Below are 20,110 nucleotides of genomic sequence, written 5' to 3'. Positions count from 1 at the left end.
ACCAGCGGCAGTGGTGCTTTGTAGGACCTTTCTGCCGCGGACAATCGGCTGAACGCATGACGCCTCACAACACTCTCCCAAGGAGGATCCCATGACCAAGAACGAACTGATCGCCGCCATCGCGGACGAGACCGGCAAGTCGAAGACCGACGTCTCCGCCATTCTCGTTTCGCTCGGCACGATCGTCGCCAAGACGCTGAAGTCGGGCGACGACATCACGCTGGGCGGCGTCGGCAAGCTCTCGGCCGCCAAGCGCGAGGCCCGCGAGGCCCGCAACCCCTCGACGGGCGCCACGATCAAGGTTCCGGCAAAGACCGTCGTCAAGTTCAAGGTGACGAGGGATCCCGCCGCCGCGGGGGCGTGATCGTCAGCCGCCGTCACCCCCGCCGCGACATGCAGGCGGGGGTGACGGCGGGCTCGCATCGACACCGCCATATGACTTGACCGCGGCACGTTCCGCCGCACAGTAACGCGATGTTCCTGCGGCTCTTCACCGATCTGCGCGCTGCCAAGATCCCCGTCACGCTGCGGGAATATCTGGCGCTGCTCGAAGGCGTCGAGGCCGATCTGGCCGAGCACCGGGTCGATGAGTTCTACTATCTCGCCCGCTGTTGCCTGGTGAAGGACGAGCGCCATCTCGACCGCTTCGACCAGGTCTTCGCCCAGGTCTTCAAGGGCATGGAGACGCTCGGGCAAGGCATCGAGCCGACCGGCATTCCCGACGAGTGGCTGCGCAAGCTCGCCGAGAAATACCTCACCGACGAGGAGAAGGCCCAGATCGAGGCGCTCGGCTGGGACAAGCTCTTCGAGACGCTCAAACAACGGCTCGAGGAGCAGAAGGGCCGCCACCAGGGCGGCTCGAAATGGATCGGTACCGCCGGCACCTCGCCTTATGGCGCCTATGGCTACAATCCCGAGGGCGTACGCATCGGCCAGGACGGCAATCGCAATTTCCGTGCGGTGAAGGTCTGGGACAAGCGCGAGTTCAAGGATTTCGACGACACGCGCGAACTCGGCGTGCGTAACCTCCGCATCGCGCTGCGGCGCCTGCGCAAATTCGCCCGCACGGGTGCGGCCGAGGAACTCGACCTCGACTCGACGATCAGCGAAACGGCGCGCCACGGCTATCTCGACGTCAAGCTGCGGCCCGAGCGGCGCAACGCGGTCAAGGTGCTGCTCTTCCTCGATGTCGGCGGCTCGATGGACTGGCATGTCGAACTGGCCGAGGAGCTGTTCTCGGCGGCGCGGGCCGAGTTCAAGCATTTCGAGCATTTCTACTTCCACAACTGCCCCTATGAGAGGGTCTGGCGCGAGAACCGCCGCCGCCACGACCAGGTCATCCCGACCTGGGACGTGCTGCGAACCTATCCGGCCGACTACCGCGTCGTCTTCGTCGGCGACGCCTCGATGAGCCCCTATGAGATCGCGATGCCGGGCGGATCGGTCGAGCACTGGAACGAAGAGGCAGGGGCTGTCTGGATGGAACGGATCGTCGGCCGCTTCCAGAAATCGGTCTGGCTCAACCCGGTCCAGCAGAACCTCTGGAGCTACACCCAGTCGATCCGCCAGATCGGCGGGCTGATGGGCGGGCGCATGTTCCCGCTGACGCTGGACGGGCTTGACGGCGCGATGAAGGTTCTGGCGCGGTAATGTGGCCGTGGCAAGCTTGAAACGTATATGATCAGGATATACATTTGTGATTGATCTCGATCGCATCGTTGGTTTCGATTGGGATCGGGGCAACGAGCGAAAGAGTGCCGAGAAGCATGACGTCAGTCAGGCCGAGGCCGAGCAGGTGTTCATGAACGAGCCCCTGCTCCTGTCGGAGGATGAGGGGCACAGCGCAACCGAACGAAGGCTGCGCGCGCTTGGGCGCACGAATGACGGGCGGCATCTCCATGTGACCTTCACGCTGCGCCGCGAGAGCAGCCTGATCCGAGTCATTTCCGCTCGCGACATGAATCGCAAGGAGCGTAGGCAATATGAGCAAAACGCTTAAGCCGATCCCGACCTTTCAGAGCGAGGTCGAAGAGCGCGCCTTCTGGGAGGCGCATGATTCCACGGATTACGTCGATTGGACCAAAGCAGCATCCGTCCGGTTTCCGAACCTGAAGCCGTCCTCGACATCGATCTCGATCCGCCTGCCCAATGCGCTGCTTGAAAGCATCAAGATCGCCGCCAACAAGCGGGACGTGCCCTATCAGTCGCTGATCAAGATCTGGCTGTCGGAGAAGATGGACTCGATGAAGGGATGAGTTGTCGAGCCGGGAAACCGGCGACAAGTCCAATTTGAGCCGCTATGGCTCCCCGCATGCAGCCCCATCATCCCGACGACACCCCTCCCCCGTCCTGGCGCCAGCGTCCGAGGCCTGTCGGCTTCGAGATCGCCTATACGCTCGACGGCGACACGCTCGAGATCGACACCACCCGCAAGGTCGACCGGGTCAGGCTGGCGGCGGTTGAGCAGGTGCGTTTCGTCTATGCGCCCAGCAATGTCAGTTCCAAGGGCTTCAAGACACAGCTGCGCCTGAGCGACGGCAAGAGCATCACCTTCGGCAACCTCTCCTGGCGCTCTCTGACCGACATGGACCGCGACGACGCGCGCTACCATGCTTTCGTCTCCGCCCTGACCGCCGCGATCGCCAAGGCCAATCCGCGCGCCCGCTTCGTCGCCGGCAAGCCCTTCGCCTTCTGGCTTGCGCTGGCTGCGGTCAGCGCGCTGTCGCTGCTGATGCTCGTTTTCTTCACCAGCCGCGCGTTTCTACAGGGCGCGAATACGACCGGCCTGCTCGGCCTCGTCCTGACGGCTGCGTCCTTCTGGCAGGTCCGGCCTATGGTGATGCTCAACCGGCCGCGCGAACTCGCCAGCGGCGAGGTGCCCGACGATCTGGTGCCGGGACGCCTCCCCGCCTGAGCGGCTCCGAAGAAGCGCTCAGCGCACCACCAGCACCGAGCATTTCGCCCGCCGCACGATCGCCGAGGCATTCGAGCCGATCACATAGGCGAGCATACCCGGCTCATGCGAGCCGATGACGATCAGATCCGCGCCGCTGGCATCGGCCTCGGCCAGCACCTCGCCATGGACCGAGCCGATCAACACCTTGGCCGAGACCTGTTCGGGCGGCAGATCGATCTTGGCGGCAATGGCGGCGAGCTTGGCCTGCGCATCCTCCTGCTGGCCGGCATCGAAGTCTGCCGGCACGAACTCCATGTAGGTGATCGGCACCAGCGAGCGCACATAGACGAGCCGGACGGCGCCACCCGAGGTCTTGGCAAAGGAGACGGCGGCGCCGATCGCGGGCTCCGCCATCTCGGGTTCGGCGATATCGACGGGAACCAGAATGGACTTATACATCGTGCTCTCCTCGCTGCGTTGTCGCGACATCCTATCGCGGGCCTGTTGAGGTGCGATGATCCAGCGCAAAGCGTGCCGGTCCGGGCGCCATCATAGACCGGATCGGACGCATATGCGCCCCGCGGGCAGGCCTCTATCCAGCGACCGCAGGGTGCTCTAGGAAGGGCTCCGCATGCGCCGCTGCCGCGCGATGCAGCCGCCTGCCAGGCTGCGCTTCCTGCTGGGTCCGTCCGATGACCGACATCGCCCCCGCTCCGCGCGGCCTCGCCGCGCTGCTTCGCTCCCCGACCGCCTTTCTGATGGTGCTGGCCTTCATCAACTGGCTGGGCTTTGCGAGTTGGACCGCGCTGCTCAACAATTTCGCCAAGGAGGCGGCGGGCTTCAGCGGCTCCGATATCGGCATTCTGCAATCGGTGCGCGAGATCCCCGGATTCCTGGCCTTCACCGCCATCATCCTGTTCTGGTTCATGCGCGAGCAGATCCTGGCCTATCTCAGCCTGGTGACGCTCGGCATCGGCGTGGCCATCACCGGGTTCTATCCCACGCTCGGCGGGCTCCTGCTGACGACCACGGTGATGTCGCTCGGCTTCCACTATTACGAGACCGCCCAGCAGTCGCTGCAGCTCCAGCTCCTGCCCAAGGCGCAGGCGCCGCGTCTGCTGGGCCGGATCGCAGGGGCTTCGGCCACCGCGCAGCTTCTCGCCTTCGGCACGATCGCCGTGATCTGGCGCGTCTTCCAGCCCGGATACATCATCGTCTTCGTCGCGGCCGGGAGCCTGGTCGTGGTGCTCTCGCTCATCGCCTGGATGGCGTTTCCGCGCTTTCAGGGCGCGGTGCCGCAGAACAAGGGTTTCGTGCTGCGCCGGCGCTATTGGCTGTATTACGCCCTGACCTTCATGTCGGGCGCACGCCGGCAGATCTTCATGGCCTTCGGCGGCTTCCTGCTGGTCGAGCGTTTCGGCTACGACGTTTCCGCTACGGCGATGCTCCTGCTCGCGACCTATGGCATCAACACCTTCATGGGGCCGATGCTCGGCAACCTCGTCGGGCGGATCGGCGAGCGTGCGACGATCCAGATCGAGAACGTCTCGCTGATCCTCGTCTTCGTCGGCTATGCGCTGGCGAGCCACGGCCATTTCGCCGGCTGGGGCGTCTTTGTCGCTGGCGCGCTGTTCATCGTCGATGGCGTGTTCTTCACGCTGACATTGGCGCAGCGGACTTATTTCCAGAAGATCGCCGATCCGGCCGACATCGCGCCGACCTCGGCGGTCGCCTTCACGATCAATCACATCGCGGCAGTGGTCCTGCCGGTGACGTTCGGGCAGATCTGGCTGCGCGACCCGGCGATCGTGTTCTATATCGGCTCGGGCGTTGCGACGGTGTCGCTGACCCTGGCCTTCCTCGTTCCGCGCCACCCGGCGCCGGGCAGCGAGACAGTGATGGCGCCGGCGATCCCGGCTGCCGCCGAATAGGCGTTCTCAGCCCTGCCGGGTCGGCGTGCGCACGACGAGCCCGTCGAGCTCGTCGCGGACCTTGATCTGGCACGAGAGCCGCGAGGTCGGCTTCACCTCGAAGGCAAAGTCGAGCATGTCCTCTTCCATCGATTCGGGCGCGCCGGTCTTGGCGGTCCAGGCCTCATCGACATAGACATGGCAGGTGGCGCAGGCGCAGGCGCCGCCGCATTCCGCCTCGATGCCCGGCACGCCGTTGCGGATGGCGACTTCCATCACCGTCGATCCGGTCTCGCCCTCGACAGTCCGGCTCTCGCCCCGAGCATCGATGAAGGTGATCTTCGGCATCCTGAACTCCAGCGGAAAGACGATGGCGCGCCACGCCTTAGAGCATTTCCAAGCGTGGAGGAAAGGACTTTCCTCGGGCGCGGCCTCACGCGAGCGCCTGGCTGGCGGCGTCTTCAGGCAGCGGCGTCGTAGCGGGAGATGACGGCCCGCACCTCGGCTGCGGCGAGCGCGAGCGTATCCATGGCGGCTTCGGTCCGGCGCAGGTCGGTTTCGGCGAGATGGCGCTCGATGGCATCGGCCGCGTCGGCCACCTGCCACGCGCCGATCGCGCGTGCCGCGCCCTTCAACGTGTGGGCCGCGTCCATGCGGGTTCTGGCATCGTCGCCGTTGTGGATGGTGCGCAGATGGCGAACGCATTGCTGGGCGAAGAGAGCCAGCAGCTCCCGCTCGAGGTCCTGGTCGCCGCCGGTCTGGAGGGCGAGATGGTCGAGATCGATCGCAGTCTGGGGCATTTATGGCTCGGAAACGATGGATGGGCAGGCGCCGAGGAAGCGGTTTCCCGACCTTCATCAAGCGCCTTCATGGTGAATGAGGCGTTAACGACGTTTGTGAATCGGCGGCTTAAACGGGTTCCCAAGGCTTAGAGCGTCCACTACCCTTCCAATTGGTAAACGATGGGCGCAGTGTTTCTGCCCTTGCCACGACCAGAGGCGGTCCTGGCGGGTGCGGCGAACATGATCGAGCTCCTGTCCCAGTAGCGTGGCGAGGCGGCACAGCATGAATCGGCAAAAGAAGCTCCAGGATCCGACCGAGGCTGCCATGTCCGCGATCGAGGAGGCCCTCCGGCTCGACCAGCCGAGATCCGAGGGCGACGCCGATCCGGCGCTCGAGCCGAAGCTGCCCGCCACCACCGAGAACGATCTCAAGCTCGAACTCCCGCGCGTCGAGCCGGCCGCGCCCCAGTCGGCCGCAGCCCCGCAGGCTCCGCCGCGTCCTGCGATCGCGCCCGACACGAGCCGCGTCGCCAATGACGACCGGCGCGATTCGAGCTCGCTCGTCCAGGCCTTCTCCGTGCGTCCCTCCTCCAAGCCCTACTGGTTCGCAGCGCTCGCCTCGCTCGCCTGGCTCGGCGGCGCGGGTTTCGTGCTCTTCAACCGCTTCGGTTCGCTCGACACCGGTCTCGCAGCGCGTTTCGGCGCCTTCGGCGTCGGCGAATGGACCATCCTCGCGCTGTGTGTCGGCGCGCCGATCGTGTTCTTCTTCGTGCTGGCGGCGCTCTATCGCCGCACGCAGGAGATGCGCCTCGTCGCCCGCGCGATGACCGAAGTCGCCCTGCGGCTGGCCGAGCCAGAGGTCGTCGGCGCGGATTCCGTTTTGTCGCTGAGCCAGACCATCCGCCGCGAGGTCGCCGCCATGGGCGACGGCATCGAGCGCGCGGTTGCCCGCGCCGGCGAACTGGAGACGATCGTGCGCGGCGAGATCGCCACGCTCGAGCGCGCCTATGCCGACAACGAAATCCGGTTGCGCTCTCTGATCGACGAACTCGTGACGCAGCGGGAGGCCGTGGTCGGCAATGCCGAGCGCGTCAAATTCGCCATCAGCGGCGCTCATGAGAGCCTGTCCAAGGATCTCGACAACGCCAGCCGCGCCATCGCGGACGCCGTCACCCAGGCCGGCGACCGTGTCACCGGATCGCTCGGCGAAAAGGGCGACCAGATCACCCTGGCGCTCGGGCGCGCCGGCGAACGCATGATCGACGAGATCAGCGGTCGCGGCGGCGAACTTGTCGAACGCCTGCAGGTCACATCCGGCGAGGTCAGCGAGCGGCTGGCGGGCGCCAGCGACAGCCTGTCGACCCTGCTCGACGGCCGCGCCCGCGAGATCGCGGCTTCGCTCGAGCGCACCGGCGCCGTGCTGACCGAAGGGCTTGCGACGGGAGCCGAGACCGTGACCCGCGCGATCAGCGAGACCGGCTCGCAGGTCGCCGATACACTTGCCGCCCGCGTCGAGACCGTGAACGAGACCCTGCGCGCCACCGGCGAGACGCTGGCGCACGACATCTCCGCGCGCGGCAGCGAAGCGGCGGAGCGCTTCGAGACCAGCAGCCGCAGCATGGTCGCGCTCATCGAGAACCAGAGCGAGGCCCTGAGGGCTCGCCTGACCGAGACCGGCGAAAGCCTGCGCAGCTCGCTCGCCGAAGAGGGTGACAGCGTCACCACCCGCCTCGCCGAGGTCGGACGCGGCGTCAACGGCCTGCTCACCCGCCAGAACGAGATGATCGCCTCGCGCCTTCTCGAAGTCGGCGAGAGCGTCAACACCCTGATCGGCACGCAGAGCGACGCTCTGGTGACCCGGCTCAACGACACGGCCCGCACGGTCGACGACGTTCTGCGCGAGCGCAGCGACGCCATCATCCTGCGCGTCGACGAAGCCGGCCAGTCGCTCGGCGAGAGCGTCGGCCGGCATGGCGCGACGCTGGCGACGCGCGTCAACGAGGTCACCGAAGGTCTCCAGACCGTGCTCGACGAGCGCGGCGGCAAGCTGGTGACCCGGCTTTCGGAAACCGGCGAGACCGTCCAGGCGATGCTCGGCGAGCAGGCCGACAGCCTGGTCTCGCGTGTGTCCGGTACGGGTTCGGACGTCGCCAAACTTCTTGCCGATCAAAGCGACGCGCTCGTCTCGCGCGTGTCCGGCACGGGCTCGGACGTCGCCAGGCTGCTTGCGGATCAGAGCGAGGCGCTCGTTTCGCGCGTGTCCGGCACGGGCTCGGATGTCGCCAAGCTGCTTGCGGATCAGAGCGATGCGCTCGTCTCGCGCGTGTCTGGCACGGGGACCGATGTCGCCCAGTTGCTGGCCGACCAGAGCGAGACGCTGATCTCGCGCGTGTCGGGCACCGGCGCCGATGTCGCCAAGCTTCTCGAAGACCAGAGCGAGACGATCGTCCTGCGCCTGGGCCAGGCCGGCGAGCAGGTCCACAGCCTGATCGGCGCGCAAAGCGATGCCCTGACCGCGAGCCTGTCCGAGACCGGCTCCAGGGTCGGCGCGCTGCTCGACGAGCAGGCTGCCGCCTTCACCGTGAAGCTGTCCCAGGCCGGCCTCGAGGTGAAGGATCTCCTCGGCAATGAGAGCCAGGCGCTGGTCAGCCGCGTGGCCGATGTCGGCCGCTCGGTCCATGGCGTTCTGGCAGAGCGCAGCGGCGCCCTGATCACCAGGCTGGCAGAGACCGGCGAGAGCCTGCACCAGCGGCTCGACGAGCGTGGCGCGGCGCTTGCTGCCCGGCTCAGGGACGCCACCGAAACAGCCCAGGCGGCGCTCGAACAACAGCAGAGCGGCTTCCTGACCCGCCTCAGCGAGACCGGCGAACAGGTCGGCTCGCTGCTCGGCGACCAGCGCGAGGCGATGCTGCGCGATCTGGTCAGCACCGGCCGCGAAGTTCATACCCTGCTCGGCGAGCAGAGCGAGGATCTGGCGCGCCGGATGGGCGACGCCACCCGCGCCCTGACCGAAACCATCAATGTCGACGGCCGCGATGTCGCCGACCGGGTCGCGCAGGCGACGCAGGGGCTGCGCGAGACCTTCACGGTTCATGCCGAGGAGGCGCGCGTCCAGCTCGCCGGCACCGGCAAGGAGATCGTGCTGGCGCTGACGCAGCAGGGCGGGCGCGTCAACGAGGCGCTGTCGGCCAATGCCGAATCGATGCTGCGCTCGGTCGAGGGCCGCGCCCAGGCGCTGACGGAGGCGCTTGCCGGCCGTCACGACGCGCTGAACCGGCTCTTCGACGAGCAGGGCCGCGAGATCGAGACCACCATGGGCGAACGGCTCAGCGCCTTCGCGGAGCTCTTCGAGAACCAGGGCCGGCATGTGGAGACCGCGCTCGGCTCGCGCCTGGCGGCTTTCGAGGACGTCATCATCCACAAGGGCGGCGATCTGACCAACAGGCTGTCCGACGATACGCAGGCCCTGACCGCGGCCGTGACGACGGGGATCGCCCAGGTCGAGAAGCTGATCGGCGAAGACGGCATGGCGCTGGCGGACCGGGTGGGTGCGCGTGCGACGGAAGCGGCGGGCATTCTCGCCGACCGGACGCGCGAGGCGACCGATGCGATGGAGAGTCAGATCAAGCTGTTCGAGGAGCGTTCGGGCGCCAAGAGCGCCGAGATCGCCACCTCGCTCGACAGCCTGATCGCCCGGATCGACGGCAGCCTCGGCGCCCGCGCCACGGCGCTGAACGAGGCGCTGGTCGAACGCACGGTCGACATCGCCCGCGTCCTGGCCGAAGGTGGCCGCGAGGTCACCCGCGCGCTTGCCGCCAAGGCCGACGAGATCGGCGAGGTCGTCACCTCCAAGAGCGAGTCGCTCACCCGCACGCTCAGCGACAAGGCCGACACGATCAACGCCACGCTCGGCGGCCGGGCGCTCCAGATCGCTGATACGCTCGACCGCAGCGTCGCCCGCTTCGAGGAGCGCGTGGTCAACCGGCTCGACACGGTTTCGGGCACGCTCGACACGCGCGGCCAGGAGATCGCCGACACGCTGCAGAGCAAGTCGGACGCGATCGCCGCTTCGCTTGGCGAGCGGACCGAGGAGCTGCGCGTTCTGTTCGACGACAAGGGCGTCGGCATGGTCACCGCTCTCGGCCAGCGCGGCGACGCCATTGCGGCGGCGCTGGGCGACCGTGAGGAAACCCTTCGCCTGCTGTTCGAGGACAGGGGCGGCGGCATGGTCGCGGCGCTGGGCCAGCGCGGCGAGGCGATTGCCAACGAAGTCGCCATGGTCGGCGAGACCGTTGTGCGGGCGATCGAGAGCCGTGGTTCGTCGATCATCGAGGGGCTGCGCGAACGCGGCGCCGCGATCACGAACGCGCTCGACACCTCGTCCAGCGGCCTGCGCGAGACGCTGGAGCATGGCACGCGGCAGTCCGTCGATGCGCTGGTCAAGACCAATGAGCAGCTTCGCAGCGAGCTCGGCGGCATGCTCGGCCGTCTGGGCGAGGCCAACAAGCTGATGCAGCAGATCGTCAACGGCGCGAACAAGAATCTCGCCGCCGTCGAGGGTGGGTTGTCCGCCCGTGTCGGCGACCTGCAGAGCGTAATCGCGACCGTGATGGACGAGACCGGGAAGGCTTCGGAGCAAATCGCCGCTCAGGTCGCGGATTTGAAAGCGTTCTCGGAAGGCACGCTGCGCGAGACCACCGCGCTCGTCGGCCAGCTCGACGACAAAGGAGCTTCGCTGGGCCAGGTCACCCAGGCCAGCACGGCTGCTCTGCATGCCGTCGCGAGCCGTCTGGAACAGGTCGAGGCCCGCGTCGGCAAGGCGCTGGCCGAGCGCCAGGGCTCGCTCGAGGAGATTCATGGCCTCATCGCCAACCGGACCGACGACGTCGAGTCGATCACCCGCTCCTTCGCGGCGCTGATGGACGAGTCGCTGAGCACCGCCGAGGCACGCGCCCGCCAGATCGGCGGCGTGCTGAGCGATTCCGCCGAGGCCACGACCACCGCGATCTCGCAGCAGTTCGAGCTGATCCGCGCCACCACCGGCAAGGAACGCGACCGGACCGCCCAGGCCTTGCGCCAGGCTTACGAGCAGGTTTCCAGCGAGGTCGGCAGCGAACTGGCCAAGGTCACGGAACGCTTCCAGGGCGCGGCGCAGGATATGCGCGGCGTCGCCGCCGAGATCCAGCGCGAGCTGGAGGAGACCCGGGCGGAGCTGAAGCGCGGCGTGCTCGACCTGCCGCGCGAAACACAGGAATCGACCTCGGCCATGCGCCGCGTCGTCGCCGAGCAGATCAAGGCGCTCAATGAGCTGACCGAGATCGTCACCCGCTCGGGCCGCCGCAGCGACGTCGCCCTGCCCGTCGATACCGGCCAGAGCCGCCGCTCGGCCGCGAGCGCCCAGCCCCGGCAGGAACCGGCCTATGCGACCACCACCGTGACGCAGGCGCGTCTGCCCACCGCCGAGGCGATGGAACTGCGGCCCTCGCTCGACGCGACGCCGGAGCCTGCCACCCCGGCTCCTCACGCAGAGGCACGGCCTGCGCCCGCCCCGGCGCCCCGCCCTGCCCCGGTGCCCGTGCAGGAGCTTCCGCGTCGCCAGCCCACGCCGGAGGCCCAGCCGCCGGCCAAGGTCGGCTGGCTGTCGGACCTGCTTAACCGCGCCTCGCGCGAGGAGAAGGCTCCGGAAACGCCTAAGCCGACGGCGCATTCGATCGAGCGGCTCGACTCGCTCTCGGTCGATATCGCCCGGATGATCGACCATGACGCGGCGGTCGAGCTGTGGGACCGCTACAAGCGCGGCGAGCGCAACGTCTTCACCCGCCGCCTCTACACGCTGCAGGGCCAGCAGACCTTCGACGAGATCCGCCGGAAGTACCGTCGGGACGCGGAGTTCAAGGAGACCGTCGACCGCTATATCGACGAGTTCGAGCGCCTGCTCGCGGAAGCCGCCAAGGACGACCGCGACTCGATCGTCGCCAAGACCTACCTGACCTCGGAGACCGGCAAGGTCTACACGATGCTGGCGCATGCGAGCGGCCGCTTCGAGTGAGGTGATCGCCGAGGTGATATGACGACAGAAGGGCCGCCCGACATGGGCGGCCCTTCTTGCTTTCAGGCAGCCCCAGCCTCAGGCCGGTTTGCTCGCGAACACCTCGCGCGCAACGAACAGACCGTTCAGCGCGGCGGGAAAGCCGGCATAGACGGCCATCTGGATCAGGATTTCGACGATCTCAGCCTGGGTGAGGCCGACATTCAACCCGGCGCGGATATGGACCTTGAGCTGCGGCGCGGCATTGCCCAAGGCCGCCAGCGCGGCGATGGTCGCGATCTCACGGCTGCGGAGATCAAGGCCCGGTCGCGAATAGATGTCGCCAAACGGAAATTCGAGCACATAGCGCGCAAAGTCGGGCGCTATGTCGGCCAGCGCGTCGATGACGGCTTGACCGGCGGCACCGTCGATTTCAGCGAGCGCGCGCTGTCCGCGCACGTAACGGTCGTCCGGATTCGGTTTCGATGACTGGAGCATGTGTGGAAAGCCCTTGTTCCGCTTCGCCATAGCCGGCGATCTTGGCATCGAGGACGGAGAGGGAATCCTGAAGACTGGCGATGCGGGCCGCGACGGCGACGCGATGCGTCTCCAGCAACAGGCGACGCTCGCCATTGGTGGCGTCGCCCGTACCGCGCAGCTTCGCGTAGCGCAGCATGTCGCGGATCGGCATCCCCGTCGTTTTCAGACGATGGAGGAATTCGATCCAGACAAGGATGGAGGCATCGTAGTCACGCTGCTGCCCTGCGTCTCGATCCGCATAGGGCAGGAGCCCGATCCGCTCGTAGTAGCGGAGGGTATGGGCGGTCAGCCCGCAGCGCCTGGCGAGTTCGCCGATCTTCATGACGGTCTCTTCCGTTTTCGACGCAGGAACAGCTACCCCTTCGAGTGCGCTCCAAGTCAAGCAGGTAAAAGACTGTCAAAGTGACCGCGTCGCTGCGGCCTCAGCGTGCCCAGCGCACGATCTCGATCAGCACCTGCGACAGCGCGCGGTCGAGCGCCTGAGCGGCACCCGCGCCATCGACGGCACCGGCCGGAACGCGGGCCGAGAACAGCCGCGCGCGCCTGATGTCGCCGGTCCGGTCGCCAACCAGCTTGGCGGTGATCTCGACCACAGCGGTGCCGCTGGCGGCATCGATGTTGAAGCTGCGGATGTCGGTGACCAGTTGCACCTCAGGCGTGATGCGATCACCCGGACGCGCCACGGAGCCGAGCCGGTTGCCGTTCTCGAAGGTCTGGATCAGCCTGACCTGCACCAGCTTGGGCACACGGTCGGCCCATTGCGCGCCGCCAAGGAAGGAGAGCGCGCCGGTCGAATCCTTGACGATGACCCGATCGGAATCGAGCGCCTGGACGGTTGTGGGCTCGGCCACAACGAGTGTCGCGCGCGAGCCGCCGAGGCGTCCGAAATCGCGCGGGGCAGAGAGGTCGTAGGTTGTCGGCGCGCTGCCGCCGCCACACGCTGTGAGGAGCACGCCGGCGGTCAGCGCCACGGCGATGATGGTGGGTTTGCGGAAAAGGGCTTGCGGCACGAGCGGGGCCTTGATCGTCATCGGTCTAGCGGGATCCACCATATTGAGGAAGCGGGGGCTTGCCGCCGAAGATGAACTGCTGCGGGTTGCGTTCCAAACTCCGCAGGGTGCGGTTTAGGTCCGTCAGCGTGCGACGGCCGTCGCTCGCCAGCGTTTCGATGTCGCGCAGGCCCGGCCCGGTGAACCGGCTGATGCCGGCGGTGATCTCCGCGGTGCGCTTGTCGAGGTTGTCGGCGAGCACGCGGATCGACTTGGCGGCGTCGCTGACCTCGGAGAAGGCGCTGCGGCCATTTTCGCCGGCGGCCGTATCGAGGAAGGCTTGCGCGCTCTTCAGCACGCCCTCGACCTGGTCGGCCGCCTTGTTGAGCTTATCGGTAATCGAGGCGACATCCTTGACCGCCTTGCCGACATCGCCGCTGGAACCGCCCAGCGCCGCGGTGAACCTGTCGACGTTGTCGACGATCGACGAGACCTTCTTCTGGTCGACGGAGCGAACGATCTGCGTCAGTTCCTCGCTGAGGACGCCGAGTTTCTGCGAAAGCGGCGTGATGGTCTCGGCAATCGTGCCGAAGCTCTTCATCAGCTTGTCGACGCCATCCGAGTTGTTGCCGAGCGCGGCCGAGAACCTCTCGACGTTGCGGACCGTGTTGCTGATCGGGCCAGCATTGTCCTTGACGAGCCCCTCGACGCTGCCGAGCACGTCCTCGGCGCGCTTTGCGATCGTGCGGACCGTCTCGAGGATGTCCTGGAACTCTGAGCGCTCGGCGATGATCGTCGGCAGCGCCTGGCCGGGCTGCGCTTGCAGCACGGCCGAATTGGGATCTCCGCCGATCAGTTGCACGGCGACGACACCGGCCAGCCCCTGCGACTCGATGCGAGCCCGCGTATCGACGCGCAGCGGCGTCGAGCGATCGACCTGGATCACCGCGTAGATGCGCCGCGGATCGTCGGGCTGAAGCTCGATTCGCGTCACCTCGCCGACGCGCAGGCCGTTGAACAGCACGCTGGAGCCGCGCCCGAGGCCCGTCACCGTGCCGCTGAAGATGACCCGCACATCGGCCCGCTTCCCGGCTCCACCACTGTTGAACCAGTAGACGAAACCAAACAGCGCAGCCAGAACGGCGAGCGTGAACAGTCCGACCAGCGCATAATTTGCCCTCGATTCCATGGCCTAGACTGTTTTTTCCCGTTGCTCGGGTGGCAGGCGGGCCTGTGCCCGCTCGCCGCCGAAATAGGCCTTGAGCCATGGATGGTCGGATGCCAGCATCGTGGCCAGCGGACCGACCGCGATGACCTTCTTGTCCGCCAGCGCGCCGATCCGGTCGCAGGCGGAATACAGGCTGTCCAGATCGTGGGTTACCATGAACACGGTCAGCCCCAAAGTCTGCTTCAGCGTCACGATCAATGCGTCGAACTCGGCCGCGCCGATCGGGTCGAGCCCCGAGGTCGGCTCGTCCAGGAAGACGATGTCGGGATCGAGCGCCAGCGCGCGAGCGAGCGCGGCGCGCTTGATCATGCCGCCCGACAGTTCCGACGGCGACTTGTCGGCAGCATCGGCGGGCAGACCGACGAGATCGAGCTTCACCATCGCCATCTCGTCGAGCAGGGCGGGCGAGAGTTTGAGATACTCGCGCATCGGCACCTGGATGTTCTGCTTGACGGTGAGCGCCGAAAACAGCGCGCCCTGCTGGAACATGACGCCGAAGCGCCGCTCCAGCGTCCGGCGCTGGACCGGGTTCAGCTTGTCGACATCCTCGCCGAAGACCTCGATCGTGCCGCGCGACTTCTGGACCAGCCCCAGGATCGTTCGGGTCAGCACGGATTTACCCTGGCCGGAGCCGCCGACGAAACCAAGGATCTCGCCGCGCATCACGTCGAGATCGAGCCCGTCCATGATGACCTTCTCGCCGAACGCGACCTTGAGGTCATGCACGCGGATGACGACTTCGCCCTTGGCCGGGCCAGACGCGTCAGACGGCGTCACAGCCTGATGCGTCGGTCCTGCCTCGTGAATTCCCTGCTCGCTCATCCGCGGGATACGATCCTCAGAATTCGATGGATGCGAAGAAAATGGCAAAAAGGCCATCGACGACGATGACCATGAAGATCGCCTTCACCACCGAAGCGGTGACCTGGCGCCCGAGCGATTCCGCCGAGCCCTTGACGGCCAGGCCCTCGATCGAGGCGATCAGCCCAATGACAAAGGCCATGAACGGCGCTTTTATGAGGCCGACGGCGAAGTGCTTCCAGGTGATGACCGATTGCAGGCGCGCCAGGAAGGTGTCGATGCCGATATTGCCGTAGAGCCACGAAACCAGCGCCGCACCCGTCAGACCCGCCATCGACGAGATGAAGGTCAGGATCGGCAGCGAGATCACCAGCGCGAGGATGCGCGGCACGACCAGCACCTCGATCGGGTCGAGACCCATGACCCGCAGCGCATCGATCTCCTCGCGCATCTTCATGGAGCCGATTTCGGCGGTAAAGGCCGAACCGGAACGGCCCGCGATCATGATCGAGGTCAGCAGCACCCCGAGTTCACGCAAGATCAGGATACCCGTGAGGTTCACGACGAAGACGGTGGCGCCGAACTGCTGCAACTGGAAGATGCCCTGCTGTGCGACGATGCAGCCCACCAGAAACGAGATCAGCATGATGATCGGCGCGCCGTTGAAGGCGATCATCTCGATCTGATTGACCAGGGAGGGCCCGCGAAACTTGCGGGGGCCGAACACGACGCCGGCCGAGCCGACGACCACCTCGCCCAGGAACATCGCCCCGCCCACAATGTCACGGCCGAAGCGGACGACCGCCTCGCCGATATTGACGAGCACATCGACGACGCGGAACTGGTTGTCCGCCGGCGACGCATAATGGTCATGCACGCCGACCTCGGCGAGCAATATGCCATGCTCGGGCCGCTTGCTGACGATCTCGACGCCAGAGCCCGCCGCCTCCTGCTGATGCTTGATGCGGTTCAGGACATAGGCGCCCAGCGTATCGAGCCGGACCACGGCCGACAGATCGAACCGGGCGTGCGATGCCTTCTCGACGCGCTCCGCGATTTCCTTGGCGAGGCTTTCGATGCGGGGCGCGCGATCGGCGCTCCATGAACCGGCGAGCACCACGGCAAGCGTGCCGTCGTCGTCGCGAAAGACGGCTTGCGGCTCGGCAGTATCAGGGCTCGCCATGGCTTTGCGTGATGTCCCTCGCCCGCGCTCGACGGTTCTTCATCAACCCGCGGCGCGTGTCACAGACGCCGGCTTGCCCCCGCTGCCTGTATCGCCGTGCGAATCGACCTTGGCAAGGGCATCGCAGACACAGCCGGCGATCCCGGCGAAGCGAGCCGCGCCGGCCGCGGCTTCGGCACGAGAAACGCTTCCTTAAGCAATCTGGTCGCAGGTTTCCCAGCGGTGCATCTCGACTGGCGGAATTCGATTCGGCCAGCCTTTCAAGAACAGGTCGGTCATGAGCGAAGCGCGGTCCCTGACACCGCTGAGCGAAACGGACTACGAGGCGATCGAATCCGCAGTCATGGAGACGGCCCGCGGCCGCTGGTTCATGGCCGAATTCGCCAAGCGCAACCGGCAGGCCGACACGATGCAGCTTCTCGGCGCGATCGGGCGGATCGAGCGGGTGGTCGGCATCGGCCAACCCGAGCAGGCCGCCGATGCCGATATCAGCGAGGCGGCAGCCCTCATCGCCGATCTGCGCATCGACCTGGAGCGGATCAGCGGCAAGGCCGACGAGCGCGCCTCAGGCCTGGCGGCGCGGATCGCGACGGCAGCAGGCCGTATCGTCCACGCCACGGAAAGCATGCAGGAGGCTGCCTGGAGCCTGCGGGAAGCCGGCGCCAACGAAGCTCTTTGCGACATGCTCGACCAGCGCGCCGCCGAAATATCCGCGGCGACCATGATCGTCGACGGCACCGTGCAGCAGATCGACAAGATCGCCGACACCATCGCGATGCTCGACAGCAGCCTGCGCGCCGTCGCCGGCCTGTCTACGGATGCCAGGGCGGCGGCAGAGGCCTTCCCATCCTCCTCCTACCGGACCATGGACCTCACCCCGCGCAAGGCCGCGTCGCTGAACGGCTATGACGACGTCGACATCATCGACATCGAGGATCACGCCCCGGCCAGCGCCATGAGCCATTCCGCCGTCACGGACGTGCTCGGGGACATGGCGCCAAGGATCGGCTCGATCCACCCGCTCGACGACGACATCGTCTTCCTAGAACCGGCTGACGAAGCGACGGCCGACGCGACGGAACAACCCTCCCAGGTCGCCGCCTTCCAGCAACGGATCGTCGATGAGCTACCGGCGCTGGCTGCCTCGCCTGCCTTGGGTTCGGAGGCAGGCCTGCGCGAACTCGAAGCGCTGCCGGCCGACAAGAAGCTTGTCTATTTCGCCTGATCCCTAGTCGGTGGGATCCGCGACGAAGCTCGTCATCTTGCCGGGATTGAGCAGGCCGCGCGGATCGACCTCGCGCTTGAAGCCGAGCTGGTCGGCATCCGCCCGCTTGTGACGGCTGCCCTCCTCCAGCGAGACGACATGGGGGTTGGCGATGAAGACGCCTGCCGCCTCGTGCAGCGCCATCACCTCGTTCAGGCGTTCAGGCGTCGAATAGCGCAGGATCGGCAGCGCACTCGCCGTCACACGTCCACCGAAGCGGATGAACTCGTGATGCGGCAGGAGTTCGTCGCCGAAGGCCGCAATCGTCTCGCGGGCGCTCTCGACCAGCCGGTCATGCGGGAACAGGCATTGCAGATAGGTGATCGAGCGGTCGCTCTTGAGCCATTGCAGCGTGGTGTGGTTCCAGGTGTATTCGTAGAGCGGGACGGTGCCCGGCCCCTCCTCTGACGGCGCCTCGTAGGTCACCGTGCCGCGCTTGCCGATGATCGCCTTGAACGGGCCGAGCGAGCCCTCGGCGATCATGCAGATCAGGATGCTCTGTCCTTCGGGGCAATGAGCCTTGAGAGCGCCGAAACAGGGTGTGATCCGCGATGAGATCGGCGTGACCAGCTTCTTGACGATGCCGTCGGCGAGCGCGACCTCGTAACCCGTCTCGAAGGCGTCCATGTAGCTGTCGAAGGCGACGATGACATCGATCCAGGGCCAGGCCGGTGCCAGCGGCATTTCCAGCGCCGTGATGATGCCGGTGGTGCCATAGGCGCGGTTGACCTTCTGGGCGGCGTCGTCGCGCAACTCGATGACCCGCGGCTCCTCCTCGACGGTGACGATGCGCGCGGCGAGGATGTTGCCGGGCTCGCGCAAGCCGCCATAGGTCACCGAGCCGACGCCGCCCGAACCGCCGGCGACGAAACCGCCGACCGTTGCGCTGCGCTTGGTCGATGGATGCATGCGCTGCTCGTAGCCGGTGTCGCGCATGGCGATGTCGACATCGAGCATGCGGGAGCCCGCCGCCGTGCGAACCACGCCGGGCTTCTGCCATTCGATGCCGGTCAGCCCGGTGATGTCGAGCAGCACGCCGCCCTGGAGCGGCACCGCCTGGCCGTAATTGCCGGTGCCGGCGGCCCGCACCGTCAGCGGGATACGCCGCCTGGCGCAGGCTGCGGCGATGCGGATCACCTCGTCCTCGTCGCGCGGCGCCGCGATGATGTCGGCCGACTTGTCGGCAAGCAGCTGGTTCAGGACCGGCGAATACCAGAAGAAGTCGCGCGAGCGCTTGCGGACGACCTGCGCCTCGTCGATCAGCGCGATGCCGTCGAGATCATTCTTGAGGGCCGCGATGTCGTAGCGCGAGGGCTGCACGGGCTTGGGCTTGCGTTCGGACACGGTGCTCATTTCAGTTCTCCCGCTTCAGTGCGCTCTCGTGCCAGCGCCGCAACAGCATATGCGAGACCCAGCTCGTCGCCAGAAAGATCGCGATGCCCGACAGCGAGATCATCAGCAGCGCCGCGAAGACGCGCGGGATCTTGAGCTGGTAGCCCGCCTCCAGGATGCGATAGGCCAGCCCCGAGGCGCTGCCGCCGGTGCCGGCGACGAATTCCGCGACGACCGCGCCGATCAGGGCCAGTCCGCCCGAGATTTTCAGCCCGGCCAGGAAGTAGGGCAAGGCCGCCGGCAGCTTGAGATGGCGCATCGTCTGCCAACGGCTCGCCCCATAGAGCTCGAACAGGTTCACCAGATTGTGGTCGGCCGAGTTGAGCCCGAGGATGGTGTTCGACAGGATCGGAAAGAAGGCGACGATCCAGGCGCAGATCAGCAGCGCGAGGTTGACGTCGCCCGCCCAGATGATGATCAGCGGCGCGATGGCCACGATCGGCGTCACCTGCAGGATCACCGCATAGGGCAGCAACGACATCTCCAGCCATTTCGACTGGGTGAAGAGCACCGCCAACGTCACCCCGATGGCGACCGCCGCCACCAGCGCCAGGAAGGTGATGCGCAGCGTGATCCAGAGCGAGCCCGACAGCGTTCCCCAATCGGCGACCAGCGTCTGGCCGATCAGCAGTGGGCCCGGCAGGATATAGGGCGGAATCCCGTTCCAGCGGACGGCGAACTCCCATGCCGCCAGCGTGACGACGCCGATCACGATCGGCGCAAGGATGCGCGGCCAGGCGCTGGCCGGCAGGCCCAGGATGCGCGGCTCGGTGGCGAAGACGGGGCGGGCTTCGGCGTCCGTGCCGTTGCTCGCGTTCGTGCTGCCGGTCGAGACGGTCATGGGCAGTCTCCGCCGCGACGTGCAGGACGCATCCCCTCCCCCCGCTTGCGGTGGGGAGGGTTAGGGTGGGGGGCAGTGCCGCTCGGCACGAAGCCAGACAGGCGGGCGGCCGGCTTTCCGGCGCCCCCACCCCCCACCCCCCCCCCCCACCACCACATCGACCGCAGGGAGCCGGCACACCACCCTACATCGACACCCCCTCGCACACCTCCGAGCGGCGCTGCATCCGTAGCGCGCTAGCGACTCGTGCCTGCTC

The 20,110-nt window shown here is 66.8% G+C and carries 19 protein-coding genes; 8 read left to right on the top strand and 11 right to left on the bottom strand.

Features of this window, described 5'->3' with window-relative positions:
• Positions 1–91 precede the first annotated feature (91 nt).
• The 5 genes from AE618_RS11705 (at position 92) to AE618_RS11685 (ending at position 2,914) form a co-directional block, all read left to right on the top strand.
• Positions 92–364, top strand: coding sequence for an HU family DNA-binding protein (locus AE618_RS11705; RefSeq protein ID WP_054209251.1), 273 nt, complete (start codon positions 92–94; stop codon positions 362–364).
• Between the two features lie 110 nt (positions 365–474).
• Positions 475–1,650 carry a vWA domain-containing protein gene (locus AE618_RS11700; RefSeq protein WP_054209250.1) on the top strand — a complete coding sequence of 392 codons (1,176 nt, stop codon included), beginning with the start codon at positions 475–477 and terminating at the stop codon, positions 1,648–1,650.
• Positions 1,651–1,696: 46 nt separating this feature from the next.
• The gene (locus tag AE618_RS11695; RefSeq protein WP_054209249.1) at positions 1,697–1,999 is read left to right on the top strand and encodes a BrnT family toxin; all 303 of its coding nucleotides are present in this window, start codon (positions 1,697–1,699) and stop codon (positions 1,997–1,999) included.
• Positions 1,983–2,255 carry a BrnA antitoxin family protein gene (locus tag AE618_RS11690; protein ID WP_054209248.1) on the top strand — a complete coding sequence of 91 codons (273 nt, stop codon included), beginning with the start codon at positions 1,983–1,985 and terminating at the stop codon, positions 2,253–2,255. The genes AE618_RS11695 and AE618_RS11690 overlap by 17 nt, the downstream gene beginning before the upstream one ends.
• Before the next feature lie 56 nt (positions 2,256–2,311).
• Entirely contained in the window at positions 2,312–2,914 is a 603-nt protein-coding gene (locus AE618_RS11685; protein WP_054209247.1) for a hypothetical protein, read from the top strand.
• An 18-nt stretch (positions 2,915–2,932) separates the two neighbouring features.
• Here the strand turns inward: AE618_RS11685 and AE618_RS11680 are convergent, their stop codons facing one another.
• Positions 2,933–3,355: a universal stress protein gene (locus AE618_RS11680; protein ID WP_054209246.1), complete on the bottom strand. Its 423-nt coding sequence runs from the start codon at positions 3,353–3,355 to the stop codon at positions 2,933–2,935.
• 233 nt (positions 3,356–3,588) lie between these two features.
• Between AE618_RS11680 and AE618_RS11675 the strand changes: the two genes are divergently transcribed.
• The gene (locus tag AE618_RS11675; protein ID WP_054209245.1) at positions 3,589–4,827 is read left to right on the top strand and encodes an MFS transporter; all 1,239 of its coding nucleotides are present in this window, start codon (positions 3,589–3,591) and stop codon (positions 4,825–4,827) included.
• A gap of 6 nt (positions 4,828–4,833) precedes the next feature.
• On the opposite strand, the gene AE618_RS11670 is transcribed toward AE618_RS11675, so the two are convergent.
• On the bottom strand, positions 4,834–5,154 hold the full coding sequence (locus AE618_RS11670) for a 2Fe-2S iron-sulfur cluster-binding protein (RefSeq protein WP_054209244.1): 321 nt from the start codon (positions 5,152–5,154) through the stop codon (positions 4,834–4,836).
• Between the two features lie 113 nt (positions 5,155–5,267).
• Complete coding sequence (locus tag AE618_RS11665; protein WP_054209243.1) at positions 5,268–5,606, bottom strand: Hpt domain-containing protein; 339 nt, start codon at positions 5,604–5,606, stop codon at positions 5,268–5,270.
• 265 nt (positions 5,607–5,871) lie between these two features.
• Here AE618_RS11665 and AE618_RS11660 point away from each other — a divergent pair, with 265 nt between their 5' ends.
• The gene (locus AE618_RS11660) at positions 5,872–11,637 is read left to right on the top strand and encodes a hypothetical protein (protein ID WP_054209242.1); all 5,766 of its coding nucleotides are present in this window, start codon (positions 5,872–5,874) and stop codon (positions 11,635–11,637) included.
• Between the two features lie 78 nt (positions 11,638–11,715).
• Here the strand turns inward: AE618_RS11660 and AE618_RS11655 are convergent, their stop codons facing one another.
• The 6 genes from AE618_RS11655 to AE618_RS11630 all read right to left on the bottom strand — a co-directional run bounded on the left by AE618_RS11655 (position 11,716) and on the right by AE618_RS11630 (position 16,357).
• Entirely contained in the window at positions 11,716–12,114 is a 399-nt protein-coding gene (locus AE618_RS11655) for a carboxymuconolactone decarboxylase family protein (protein WP_054209241.1), read from the bottom strand.
• Complete coding sequence (locus AE618_RS11650) at positions 12,050–12,478, bottom strand: MerR family transcriptional regulator (protein ID WP_054209240.1); 429 nt, start codon at positions 12,476–12,478, stop codon at positions 12,050–12,052. The genes AE618_RS11655 and AE618_RS11650 overlap by 65 nt, the downstream gene beginning before the upstream one ends.
• 100 nt (positions 12,479–12,578) lie before the next feature.
• Positions 12,579–13,187, bottom strand: coding sequence for an ABC-type transport auxiliary lipoprotein family protein (locus AE618_RS11645; RefSeq protein WP_054209239.1), 609 nt, complete (start codon positions 13,185–13,187; stop codon positions 12,579–12,581).
• Positions 13,188–13,191: 4 nt separating this feature from the next.
• Positions 13,192–14,334, bottom strand: a complete 1,143-nt coding sequence (locus AE618_RS11640) for an MlaD family protein (protein WP_054209238.1) — start codon at positions 14,332–14,334, stop codon at positions 13,192–13,194.
• Positions 14,335–14,337: 3 nt separating this feature from the next.
• Positions 14,338–15,195, bottom strand: coding sequence for an ATP-binding cassette domain-containing protein (locus AE618_RS11635; RefSeq protein ID WP_082365201.1), 858 nt, complete (start codon positions 15,193–15,195; stop codon positions 14,338–14,340).
• 16 nt (positions 15,196–15,211) lie between these two features.
• A complete protein-coding gene (locus AE618_RS11630) occupies positions 15,212–16,357 on the bottom strand; it encodes an ABC transporter permease (RefSeq protein ID WP_054209237.1) in 1,146 nt (381 codons plus the stop codon).
• A 277-nt stretch (positions 16,358–16,634) separates the two neighbouring features.
• Between AE618_RS11630 and AE618_RS11625 the strand changes: the two genes are divergently transcribed.
• A complete protein-coding gene (locus AE618_RS11625) occupies positions 16,635–17,582 on the top strand; it encodes a hypothetical protein (RefSeq protein ID WP_054209236.1) in 948 nt (315 codons plus the stop codon).
• 3 nt (positions 17,583–17,585) lie between these two features.
• Here the strand turns inward: AE618_RS11625 and AE618_RS11620 are convergent, their stop codons facing one another.
• Both AE618_RS11620 and AE618_RS11615 read right to left on the bottom strand, forming a co-directional pair.
• Positions 17,586–18,974 carry an FAD-binding oxidoreductase gene (locus AE618_RS11620; RefSeq protein ID WP_054209235.1) on the bottom strand — a complete coding sequence of 463 codons (1,389 nt, stop codon included), beginning with the start codon at positions 18,972–18,974 and terminating at the stop codon, positions 17,586–17,588.
• A gap of 1 nt (position 18,975) precedes the next feature.
• A complete protein-coding gene (locus AE618_RS11615; protein WP_082365200.1) occupies positions 18,976–19,854 on the bottom strand; it encodes an ABC transporter permease in 879 nt (292 codons plus the stop codon).
• Positions 19,855–20,110 lie beyond the last annotated feature (256 nt).

This window comes from Allobosea vaviloviae (assembly GCF_001298265.1).
Classification (GTDB): domain Bacteria; phylum Pseudomonadota; class Alphaproteobacteria; order Rhizobiales; family Beijerinckiaceae; genus Allobosea; species Allobosea vaviloviae_B.
Note: the sequence above shows the minus strand (reverse complement) of the source record. Positions and strands in the feature narration are given on the sequence as shown.